This window comes from Pantoea sp. Pa-EAmG (genome assembly GCF_030024295.1).
Lineage (GTDB): Bacteria > Pseudomonadota > Gammaproteobacteria > Enterobacterales > Enterobacteriaceae > Pantoea > Pantoea dispersa.
In genome coordinates this window covers 1-10,997 of sequence record NZ_JASEWO010000155.1, presented here as the reverse complement: position 1 = coordinate 10,997, position 10,997 = coordinate 1, and the positions used below count along the sequence as shown (strand labels likewise).

Sequence of the window (10,997 nt, the reverse complement as noted above, 5' to 3'; positions counted from 1 at the left end):
GAGCAGGGGATTGAAAATCCCCGTGTCCGTGGTTCGATTCCGCGTCCGGGCACCACTATTCAGAAAACCCAGCCTTATGGCTGGGTTTTTGCTTTTCTGCGTCAGCATATTGATTCGCTACATTGCCGGTCTTAGCGCTAAAAATTCGCAGCTGTATCGCTGCTATTTCTCTCTTTCCAGTCCCCCATTTGCGCGACGCGTCGCACACTTTTGCGATTGCGCCCAAACCTTTCCAGCGAATTGCGCCACCGGTCACGCCGCGTTGCGCGTGTCGATGTTAAAAAACTGTTAATCGTAGTACCTGCCTGCCGTCGTGGCGTTTGTCCTTAACTCAGCGTCTGCTGCATCTCACCGTGCCGGACGCTTTAGATACACCGAATCGTGTCGCCAGAGGGAGTAATCGTGAACCTTCGTCGCCTTAAATATTTCATCAAAATCGTCGACGCGGGCAGCCTGACGCAGGCCGCTGAAAGTTTGCATATTGCGCAACCGGCGCTAAGCCAGCAGCTTGCCACGCTGGAAGGAGAAGTGAATCAGCAGTTACTGATCCGCACCAAACGCGGCGTAACACCTACCGAAGCAGGAAAAATGCTCTACCATCATGCCTTCACTATTTTGCATCAGTGCGAACAGGCACAGCGCGCCATCGATCAGATCGCCGCAGCGACTGCAGAAGGCATGCGCAGCGGCTCCCAGTAAAGCACGGATGCCGCCCCGCTGCCTCGCACTCCGGTTAAATTTCGTCAGCCAGTCAGCACTCAACCCACACCGCACCGGCATCCGCCGATTTGACACACTGTTCCACCCAGCGTACCCCCATCAGCCCGGCGTGCACGTCCGGATACCAGAAGTCCTGCAGGAAGGCGTGATCGCCGCGATCGGTGGCGTCCATCGCCAGCGCAAAACGGCGATAGAGATTCGACCAGGCTTCAAATAATCCTTCGGGATGGCCGCCACCAATACGGTCATCTGCCAGCGCGCTGGCGTGCAAATAACCCATGCCGCGCTCAAGAATCTGCACCGGCTCGCCCTGCACTTCATAGCGCAGCTGGTTTGGCTGTTCGTCCCACCACTCCAGACTGGCTCGGGCCCCCACCACGCGAATTTTCTGGCCGTGCATCGATCCGCAGTTCACCGCTGACGCCCAAAGCGTACCGACCGCACCGTTGTCGTATTCCATCATCACAAAGGCGTTATCTTCCAGCGGCGCACGCGAGGCCACAAAGCTCTGGCGGCTGCACAGCAGACGTTTTATTTGCAACTGCGGCAACAGGGTTTCAGCGATAAACAGCGGATGGGTGGCCAGATCGCCCAGCACATAGCTCGGGCCGACAAAACGCGGATCGACGCGCCATTTGGTGCTGGCATTCTGTAATTCGACCGCTTCGTGATGAAAGCCGTGAGCAAACTGCATGTTCACAATGCGGATCTCACCCAGCAGCCCATCAGCAATCATGGTGCGCGCCTGCTGAATCAGCTGATGGCCGGCATAACCGTAGGTCACGCCGATGATCTTCTGCTGCGCTTTACACAGTTGCTGCAGTTCCTCAGCTTCAGCGGAGGTGAAACACAGCGGTTTTTCACACACCACGTGCAGCCCGGCGCTGAGCGCGGCGCGGCAGATAGCAAAGTGCGTATTGTTCGGCGTGGCGATGGAGACGGCTTCAATGCCATCAGCACGCGCGGCTTCCGCTTTAAACAGGGTTTCGTAATCGCTATAGCAGCGCTCGGCCGCCACGCCCAGCGCGCGACCAAACGCTTGTCCGCGCTCCGCATCAATATCAAACGCACCCGCCACTAAGGTGAAGTTGCCGTCGCGTAAAGCAGCGGAACGGTGGATGTAACCGATCTGGCTGGTGCCGCCGCCGCCCACCATGCCCCAGCGCAGCGCGCGATCCAGTACTTTGCTCCCGTTAATCATGCTGTTCTCCTCAGAATCCGATGGAATGCAGGTAGTGCAGGCTGGCCGTGACGTCCTGCAGACTGGTGGCGGCATTGCGCGGATCGCGCTCCTGCTCGATGGTGATCCAGCCCTGATAGTGACGTTCAGCGAGAAACGCCCGCAGCGCCGGGTAATCAATCGCGCCCTGGCCAAGCGGGCACATCACGCCCTCGGCACAGGCAGTGAAAAAGTCGACGCCGCGCGCAATCACATCGCGCCAGACGGCCGCATTAATGTCTTTGAAATGCAGATAGTCGATGCGCGACCAGTAGCGTTGCAGCCAGGTCTGCGGATCCATGCCGGAATAAAAAAGATGGCCGGTATCGAGACACAGTCCGGCGACCTCATGCGGGATGTCCTGTACCAGCTGCTCCAGTTCATCAGCAAACTCAATGCAGCCACCGGCATGAGGATGAATCACCGGTCGCACGCCGTAGTCGTGCCAGGCGATGTGACTGAGCTGAGTGATGTGCTGCATCATGCGCTGCCAGTCTGCGGGTGCCAGGCGCGGCGCTTTCTCCGTCTGGCCGGCAAATTGCGCCCGCTGCGGGTTGCCGAAATCGATAATCACCAGATAGGGCGCGGGTCGGTTATCACCGTGCGTGCGCGCCGCGCACGGCACCTGCGACAGGTTGCGGCAGATGTTGTGTGTCAGCTCAACCATCGCCGGGAAATTCGCCTCGCTGACCAAATCATCAAAAATGGTGCCGGCCACCAGCAACAGCTGATGCGCTTCCAGCTGCTGGCGCAGTTCGGCGGCATCGGTCGGCAGATAGCGCCACGGCCCGAGTTCAATGCTGCGGTAACCGGCCTGGGCCGCCTCGCGCAGCACCGTTTGCCATGGTGGCAGGAAAGGATTGTCAGGATCGTCCACGCCCCAGCTGCAGGGCGCATTGGCAATGTGTAGGGTCATGATGGTTCCTTATGATGAGGGCTGGCGTCAGTATCAAATAGATATTTCACCAACCTCAATCATGGAACTTTCATTCTTTGATAGCGATCATAAATTTAATTATCAAATTTTTGATATTTTTTTATCAAATGCTGTCGTCATGCGCGCGGGGGCGGCTGTCGCCCGGTGAGCGATAACAAAGGGTGACTGCGCAACGCCTCAGACATTTTCCCGCATGACGATCTCAAACGGCAGGGTGACCTGAGAAAAATGATCGCTGCGCTCAGCGTGACGTTGCTGCACGGTTTGCGCCAGCTGTCGTGCCATGTCATCGATCTGGTGGCGCAGCATCACCGTGATGGTGCCATCTATCAGCGCCAGGTCGCCATCATTGACCGGGCCGTGACAAATCAGCGCCACCTTACGCTGCGGCTGCTCACGCAGCGCCTGAACGACCCCTTCTATACCGCCGCACGGCGCGTAAATCAGCGCCAGATCGGCATGTTGCTCCAGCAGCTGGCGAGTCGCCTGATAACCACCGGCAATCGATTCGTGGGTTTTGAGCGGTTCCAGCACGCGGCGCGCACTGTCCTGCTCGCGCAGATACGAACGAAAACCACTCTCGCAGCTCTCCTGACAGATAAAGCGGTGATCCCCCAGCAGCACGCCCGCCGGACCCGGCTGATGCAGCAGATGGCTGGCGATCCAGCCCGCGCTGCGCCCGGCTTTCTGATTATCCAGGCCGAAATAGCCAGCATGCCCACAGGGCGAGAAGTCAGAAAACAGCGCGTAGACGCGCACGCCCTGACGCGAAACGTGCGCTATCGCGTGGCGGATCAGTGGATGATCCAGCGCCACCACGCCGATAGCCTCCACCTGCTCAGCCAGCCGGTAGAGCGAATCCACCACCGCTGCCACCTCATCAATCTCGTGCCAGACAAACAGCGGCTCGCTGCCGGCCGGATGAAATGGCTGAGTCTGCTGGCGCAGCGCATCGGTTAGCGTTTGATAAAAAGAGTACGAAGCCGACAGCAGGATAAACCCCATGCGCAGCGTCACGCCGTCGCTGTGCGCACTGAGCGGGGCGTGGCTACTGCGGTAACCCAGCCGATGCGCCGCTGCCAGTACTTTCTGTTCGGTCTGCGCCCGCACCGGCGCGCGGCGATTGAGCACCCGATCCACGGTAGCGATCCCCACCCCGGCAGCGGCGGCAATCGCACTCATGGTAATTTTGCTCATCGTTAAGCCCCTTAATGATAATAAACTATCAAAAATAATGCCTGATGCTATGCTTTCACGCCATATAAGCCGGTGTTTATCCCTCAATAAATGAGTAGATCCTCTCATTCTTTTGATCGCTGTCGCACAAAGACCATCATTCGTTTCATTTCTCACGCAAATAGAATAATTATTTGGCAAACGATCGCCGCAGCGGGCCGCCGGCACTGATGGAAATGCATCAGCAAAGCATTAGAGCCGGTGCCGGGCTGTTTTTATAGTTGACGCGACACCAGCCGCCGATTGCGGTGGTGGGTAACGTAACGCGCAGGAGAACAACAATGAAAATCGCTTTTGATGTGGATGTTATCCGCGATCTCGGCATCACGCGTATGGTGCATCAGGTCGCGGAGTGGGGTTATAAATACATTGAACAGTCGCCGCATCCGCAGATCAATCCGTTCTATAAACACCCAAAAGCCAGCCGGGAGATCATGCGCGAGTACAAAAATGCGCTCAACGCTACCGGACTGGAAATCTCCTCGTTTATCACCGTCTATCGCTGGTCGGGACCGGATGAGCTGCGGCGCCAGGCGGCGGTGAAAAACTGGAAGCGAATGATTGAGATTGCCGTGGAGATGGGCGTGCAGGTGATCAATACCGAGCTCTCCGGTAACCCGAACGAGCCGGAAATCTGCGAAGAGATGTTCTATCGCTCAATGGACGAGCTGCTGCCGATTTTCGAGCGAGAGGGGATTCGCGTGGAAATTCAGGCGCATCCGTGGGATTTCTGCGAAGAGAGCAATGAAACGGCCGATATCGTCAAGTCGTTCCGCAGCGACAACGTCAAATACATCTATAGCGCACCGCATACGTTCTACTATGACAAGGGCAAAGGCGACGTGAAGAGTATGCTGCATTACGCTGGCGACGATCTGTCGCACATGCTGATTGCCGATACCATGAACCACACCAAACACTGTCGCTACATCGTTAACCCGCCGGGCGTCGATGCCACCATCCACCAGCACGTGGCCGTTGGCGAAGGTGAGGTGAATTTCGACGCGCTGTTCGAAGCGCTGCGCGAGATGGATTTCGCTAACCGCCACTATAAAGTGGGCGGCGAGTCGATTATCTCCGCCGCGCTGTTTGGCTATCCGGAGAAGATGAAGTATCAGGCGGTGGAAACCCGCGAGCTGATTGAGCGCGAGCTGCTGAATCTGTAAATCGCCCGCACAATCAACCCCCTCTCCCGCCAATGACAGATGGACGCACCATCAGCCCCTCTCCCACTAAAGAGAGATGGATGCACAATCAGCCCCCTCTCCCGCCTGCGGGAGAGGGTTGGGGTGAGGGCAAACGCCATCACCCACTCCCCATCAAACCGTCACCCACTCCACCTCAACAAACTCGCCGCGCGTCAGCGACAGCTGCGCCGCTTCCGCGATGGCCTGCGCGCGCAGCCCGTCAATCAGCCCCGGCAGACCAGTCACTTTCTCACCGCCAAGATGGCGCACAAACGCATCGAGATGGCTGTAATAGGTCTCCTGTACCCGGCTGAACCAGTCCGCATACAGTCCCGGCTGGCGGATGTGCTGCCCCTGATACAGCGTTGCACCGCGCACCGCCTGGCTTTCCGACGCCAGCATGCCCAGACTGCCCATCACGCTGATGCGCTCGTCATAACCGTAAGCGGTACGACGGGCATTATCGAGCTGCGCCAGCGCGCCCTGCTGCAGGCGCATAATCAGCACTGAGGTATCGACGTCAATGTCGCGGATCGCCGGCATCGCCAGCGCGGCACCGAGCGCGCCCACGGTGACCACTTCATCCTCAGTTAACCAGCGCAGCAGGTCGAAAAAGTGGATGGCCTGGTCGCGCATCTGTCCACCGGACGCCTGCAGATAGCTCAGCGGCGGCAGTTCAGAGGCGCGGCACACCATCTGGATGAGCTCGCTGCGCCCAATCACGCCCTGCTGCAGCTGGGCTTTCAGTTGTGCATGGCTGCGATCAAAACGCCGATTGAACCCTACCGTCACCGGCACCTGCAGCGGGGAAATGCTGGCTACCACTTCCCGGGCGCGCGACAGCGACAAATCGATCGGTTTTTCACAGTACACCGCTTTGCCCGCCAGCACCGCCTGCTCCAGTAGCTGAGCGTGGGTCGGCGTCGCACTGGCAATCAGCACCGCATCAATGGCCTCACTGCTCAGCGCCTGCGGCACGCTGGCGGCCCGCGCCCCAAACTGCTCTGCCAGCGCAGCGGCGCGCGCTGCGTCAATATCGCACACCAGCGCCAGCTCAACGCCGGGATGGCGCGCCAGGTTTGCGGCATGCACCTGGCCAATAAATCCACAGCCAATCAAGGCAAAACGTTGCGCACTGCGCATGATAACGCTCCTGTTGCTCACACTTCAGCATCGTCGGTCTTGTCAAAATATCGCTTTCTGGCAGGCTGTCTGAACGCGGTTTTTGATGGAATTCACTCAGATGAAAACAATGACGCTGGCCGAACTGGCTAAGCGGGTGGGCGTAGGCGTCGCCACGGTGGATCGGGTGCTGAACGACCGGGGCGGCGTGTCGCCCGCGATGACGAAAAAGATTTTACTGGCGGCGCGCGAAGCGGGTTTGAAACGCATCCTGCCGGAGGAACACCGCCACGCATGGCAGATAGAGGTGCTGCTGAGCGGTAACGGCTCCTTCTTCTTTCAACAGCTGGCGCAGGATTTTGCCCGGCTGGCGGATGAGCTCGGCTATCGTCGCCTGCGACTGCACCGCACGCTGATTCCGGAGCATGCGCCCGAAAAGCTGGCGGCGCATATCGAAGCCAGCAGCAAAAAGATGGACGGGCTGATTGTTTTCGCCCATGAAAATCCGCTGATTTACGCGGCGCTTGAGGCCTGTAAAGCGCGTGGCGTACCGGTCATTACGCTGGTGGCCGATCTGCCTGATGCGCCGCGCCTGTGCCATGTCGGTATTGATCAGCTGAAGGCGGGACGCACCGCCGCGCTGATGCTCGGCAGCATGCTGCCCGTGGCGGGTGACGTGGTGCTGGTTAGCGGTCGCGCCGATTACGCCGCGCACCGTCTGCGCATCGAAGGATTTCAGGCGGTGCTGGCGGAGCGCTTCCCGCATCTGCGGCTGCGGGAGATCATCGCTGGCCAGGATGAGCGCGAGCGCATCAGCCGGCTGCTGGAGAAAACGCTGGCCGCATCGCAGCAGATTGTCGGCCTGTACAATACCGGCATGGGCAACACGCAGATTCACGAAGCGCTGGCGCGCCACCGGCTGTGCGGCAAGGTGATATATGTTACGCACGAACTTTACCAAACCACGCGTGAGCTGCTGGCCAAACGCGTGCTGACGCTGACGCTCGATCAAAACACCCTGCGTCACGCACAGCTGGCGCTGACGCTGCTGCTGCGACATCTGGAAGAGGGTGAGCAACCAGAGACCTATCAGCCCGGTAAAGTCGACTTTATGCTGTTTACGCAAGAGAATTTTGCCTGATTCGACTTTGTCTTTTATCGCCAGCGCGGTTAAATCGGCGTGATAGCGTGCTGCTACACTCAGTAGCAGCAAAAATCTTCTCACAACAAGGCGAACGCATTATGTCGGAAAATCAGTATCAGCCCGCGAAAGTCTGGACCTGGGACCCGGAAGCCAAAGGTAACGGGGCGAAGACTAACCGTCCAACCGCCGGGCCGACGCATGAGCAAACGCTGCCGGTCGGTAAGCATCCGCTGCAGCTCTATTCGCTGGGGACGCCAAACGGCCAGAAAGTGACCATTCTGCTGGAAGAGCTGCTGGCGCTCGGCGTGCAGGAAGCGGAGTATGACGCCTGGCTGATCCGCATCGGCGATGGCGATCAGTTCTCCAGCGGCTTCGTTGAGGTTAACCCCAACTCAAAAATTCCGGCGCTGCGCGACCACTCGATCACGCCGCCACTGCGCGTGTTTGAATCCGGCAATATCCTGCTCTATCTGGCAGATAAATTCGGCCACTTTATTCCCTCTGACGTGGCGGGCCGCACTGAAACCCTGAACTGGCTGTTCTGGCTGCAGGGATCCGCGCCGTACCTTGGCGGCGGTTTCGGCCACTTCTATCACTACGCACCAGAGAAAATTGAATACGCCATTAACCGCTTCACGCTGGAAGCCAAACGTCAGCTTGATGTGCTGGATCGCCAGCTGGCGGACCACCGTTTCCTCGCCGGCGACGAATATACCATTGCCGATATCGCAACCTGGCCGTGGTACGGCAATCTGGTGCTGAACAACCAGTACGGTGGCGGCGAATTCCTCGATGTGCAGTCGTACAAAAATGTGGTGCGCTGGGCAAAAGAGATTGCCGACCGTCCGGCGGTGATCCGCGGGCGTAAAGTGAACCGGGCATTTGGCGCCGAGCCGCAGGATCAGCTGCTGGAACGGCACGATGCGAGCGATTTTGATACCAATACTGAAGACAAACGTCAGGCGCGAGGCGAACAATAATGGCCGCATATGTCGTTATGATTAAAGACGAAACGCTGGATAAAGATGAGCTGGCCACCTATTCGCAGAAAGCCGGCGCGGCGCGTGGCGATCACCACATCACGCCACTGGCGTTTTACGGCGATCTGGAGGTACTGGAAGGGCGCGATGCTGAAGGCGTGGTGGTGCTGCAGTTTGAAGATGCCGAGGCCGCCAAAGCCTGGTACTTCAGCCCGGCCTACCAGGAAGCCAAAGCGCATCGCCTGAAAGGCGCCAACTACCGCGTACTGCTGGTGAACGGCGTGGCGTAATGGATGACGTAACCCGTTGCTAAGCACGGGTTATCCGCGGCGCGATCCCTCGCGCCGCGATTAAACCCAGCGCGGTTAATCCAGCGTAATCCGCACCACGCTATCCGGCCCTTGCGGCGAGCGATCTTTATTGAGCCCCTGCTTCACCGTCACGTACAGCGTCTGACCATCTGGCGACACCAGCAGGCTGTTAGGGTGGGTCGGCAGCGTCCAGCTATTTTTCACTGCGTAAGTCGTCGCGTCCAGCTGCAGCACTTTGCCGCCGAGTCGCTGGCTGATGTAAATCTCGTTGCGCTTCGCATTGAATTTGATGCCAAGCGAATCGCCGACATCCAGGCGTTTGATCACCTTACCGCTGCGCTCATCAAATACCAGCGTGGTTTTGCCCTTAGAATTGTCAGTGACGTACAGGCGGCCATTGGCGGCATCTTCCGCCAGATTTAACAGCAGATACTCCTTGCCATCGCCTGGCGTCCAGCGCTGCTCAATTTTGTGACTGCGCGGATTAATCACCAGCACTTCGCCACTGCCGTTCGCCGCGTAAATACGGTCGGTTGACGCCGAATAGAGCAACCCGGTCACCCACTTACCGGCGTTTTTGATGGTGGTTTTCAGCCGCAGCGTATTCGCATCGACCACCCAAATCATCGCCGGATTCTCAATCGCACCGATGTACAGCAGGCCGTCATGCAGCAGGATTTCACGCGCGCCAACCGGATTGCCTTTGTCGTTTTTCAGGCCAAACAGCAGACGCTGCAGCACTTTACCGCTTCTGGCGTCCACTTTCGTCACGCCACCGTCCAGCGTGTTGGTAATGTACAGTACGCTGCCGTCCGGTGAAGCCGTCATGCCAAAGTTTTTCAGATCGGTATGGGTTTCGCCCAGCGTCGCCAGCGTGCGGGCATCCAGGCGATACAGCACGCCACCGTTGACGGTTTTAAACGCCTGCGCGCTGGCCACATACAGCGCAGCCGGATCGCCCGGCACATAGGCCATTTCATACAGGCCGTCGCCCAGTTCACGCTGCTGTACCTTCTCCGCTGCCGCTGGCTTAGCCGCGGCGGCAGGCGCTACTGATTTTTTAGCCGGCGCCTGACAGGCGCTCAGGCTCATGGCTGCCAGCAGCGCCAGAGCCAGCGCGGTGGCGCGCGGGCGTAATGATGAAGTCATTGCTGTCTCCGGTAAGGACCGATGGGTTACCTGCGCGAGCAGGAAGCATAAAAAGGAATGAGAATCATACGCATTATTGTATCAGTCGTAAATGTGCCTGATCGGTGGCAGGAGGCGCAGAGCTGCACTGCGTCAATGCCCTCCCCTCAAATTGCTACTTGTAGTATGCTTGACGGCATTCCTGCCACAGATGTTGATTTAAAAAATGATGGTTCCTGACTATTTAATCAGTGTGTTGCTAACGGCCCATAACAGTGAAAAATTTCTGCCTGACACGCTGGCGAGTTTAGAAAAGGCCTGTCATGGTGTTGAGCAGTATATTGAATTTATTCTTATTAATGACGCATCCGTCGACAACACTGCAGCGTTACTCGATGATTTTTCCCGGCGGCATCCGCAGGCGAAAGTATTTAATATTGATTACCGCAACATTGGCCGGGTGCGTAATTTTGGCGTTCAGCAGTGCAGCGGTGAATATATTACGATGCTGGATGGCGACGATCAGTTGCTGGCCGACGCCCTCACCGATATTGTCCGCTACCTGAAAAGCCATCGTCCGGACGCACTGTTCACGGCGCTTAATGAGGTATATGAATCCCGGCCTCAGCACATCACATGGCAGGGCCTGCAGGCGGAAACACTGTCACGGCATCAGGCCATTGAAAAATTCCTGATTCATCGCGATTTACAGGCGCACTTTATCGGTCAGTTTATTAAGCGCACCATGCTGCTGGCACATCCCTTCCCGGATTATACCTGCTACGAGGACGCCTGGCTTTTCCCGGAAATCCTGGTCAGCAGTGATGTAATCGCTTATAGCCGCCAGAGCCCTTATCTTTATTTTAAACGCGGCAACAGCTTATCCAGCCAGCTGGATAAACACAAAATTTCACTCTTAGTGAGCGCAACGCAGCATATGGATGAGGTGTTGCAGGAGCGCTATCGTAATCTGCTATCCTGCCACTGGATTAATATTGCACATAAACATCGGA

The 10,997-nt window shown here is 57.7% G+C and carries 11 protein-coding genes and 1 pseudogene; 7 read left to right on the top strand and 5 right to left on the bottom strand.

The window, feature by feature from the left end:
- Nucleotides 1-402 precede the first annotated feature (402 nt).
- Nucleotides 403-651, top strand: a pseudogene (locus QMM04_RS17585) (LysR family transcriptional regulator); the annotation flags it as partial.
- A gap of 100 nt (nucleotides 652-751) precedes the next feature.
- Here the strand turns inward: QMM04_RS17585 and QMM04_RS17580 are convergent.
- On the bottom strand, nucleotides 752-1,921 hold the full coding sequence (locus tag QMM04_RS17580; RefSeq protein WP_058774901.1) for a Gfo/Idh/MocA family oxidoreductase: 1,170 nt from the start codon (nucleotides 1,919-1,921) through the stop codon (nucleotides 752-754).
- 10 nt (nucleotides 1,922-1,931) lie between these two features.
- Nucleotides 1,932-2,855 (bottom strand): TIM barrel protein, encoded by a 924-nt coding sequence (locus tag QMM04_RS17575; protein ID WP_282996632.1) that lies wholly within the window; start codon nucleotides 2,853-2,855, stop codon nucleotides 1,932-1,934.
- On the opposite strand from QMM04_RS17575, the gene QMM04_RS17570 reads away from it, so the two are divergent.
- Complete coding sequence (locus QMM04_RS17570; RefSeq protein WP_159377357.1) at nucleotides 2,854-3,024, top strand: hypothetical protein; 171 nt, start codon at nucleotides 2,854-2,856, stop codon at nucleotides 3,022-3,024. The two genes, QMM04_RS17575 and QMM04_RS17570, sit on opposite strands and share 2 nt — an antisense overlap.
- Before the next feature lie 29 nt (nucleotides 3,025-3,053).
- Here QMM04_RS17570 and QMM04_RS17565 read toward each other — a convergent pair whose 3' ends face one another.
- A complete protein-coding gene (locus QMM04_RS17565; protein ID WP_282996631.1) occupies nucleotides 3,054-4,073 on the bottom strand; it encodes a LacI family DNA-binding transcriptional regulator in 1,020 nt (339 codons plus the stop codon).
- Nucleotides 4,074-4,393: 320 nt separating this feature from the next.
- On the opposite strand from QMM04_RS17565, the gene QMM04_RS17560 reads away from it, so the two are divergent.
- Entirely contained in the window at nucleotides 4,394-5,278 is an 885-nt protein-coding gene (locus QMM04_RS17560; RefSeq protein WP_021507777.1) for a sugar phosphate isomerase/epimerase, read from the top strand.
- A 153-nt stretch (nucleotides 5,279-5,431) separates the two neighbouring features.
- Here QMM04_RS17560 and QMM04_RS17555 read toward each other — a convergent pair whose 3' ends face one another.
- Complete coding sequence (locus QMM04_RS17555; protein ID WP_282996630.1) at nucleotides 5,432-6,442, bottom strand: Gfo/Idh/MocA family oxidoreductase; 1,011 nt, start codon at nucleotides 6,440-6,442, stop codon at nucleotides 5,432-5,434.
- A 100-nt stretch (nucleotides 6,443-6,542) separates the two neighbouring features.
- Between QMM04_RS17555 and QMM04_RS17550 the strand changes: the two genes are divergently transcribed.
- The 3 genes from QMM04_RS17550 to QMM04_RS17540 all read left to right on the top strand — a co-directional run bounded on the left by QMM04_RS17550 (nucleotide 6,543) and on the right by QMM04_RS17540 (nucleotide 8,835).
- On the top strand, nucleotides 6,543-7,562 hold the full coding sequence (locus QMM04_RS17550) for a LacI family DNA-binding transcriptional regulator (protein WP_282996629.1): 1,020 nt from the start codon (nucleotides 6,543-6,545) through the stop codon (nucleotides 7,560-7,562).
- 101 nt (nucleotides 7,563-7,663) lie between these two features.
- Nucleotides 7,664-8,545: a glutathione-dependent disulfide-bond oxidoreductase gene (gene yghU, locus QMM04_RS17545; protein ID WP_021507780.1), complete on the top strand. Its 882-nt coding sequence runs from the start codon at nucleotides 7,664-7,666 to the stop codon at nucleotides 8,543-8,545.
- Nucleotides 8,545-8,835, top strand: coding sequence for a DUF1330 domain-containing protein (locus tag QMM04_RS17540; RefSeq protein WP_021507781.1), 291 nt, complete (start codon nucleotides 8,545-8,547; stop codon nucleotides 8,833-8,835). The genes yghU and QMM04_RS17540 overlap by 1 nt, the downstream gene beginning before the upstream one ends.
- A 75-nt stretch (nucleotides 8,836-8,910) precedes the next feature.
- On the opposite strand, the gene QMM04_RS17535 is transcribed toward QMM04_RS17540, so the two are convergent.
- On the bottom strand, nucleotides 8,911-10,005 hold the full coding sequence (locus QMM04_RS17535; protein WP_021507782.1) for a YncE family protein: 1,095 nt from the start codon (nucleotides 10,003-10,005) through the stop codon (nucleotides 8,911-8,913).
- Nucleotides 10,006-10,210: 205 nt separating this feature from the next.
- Here QMM04_RS17535 and QMM04_RS17530 point away from each other — a divergent pair.
- On the top strand, nucleotides 10,211-10,997 hold a 787-nt coding region (locus QMM04_RS17530; protein WP_282996628.1), incomplete at its 3' end, for a glycosyltransferase family 2 protein.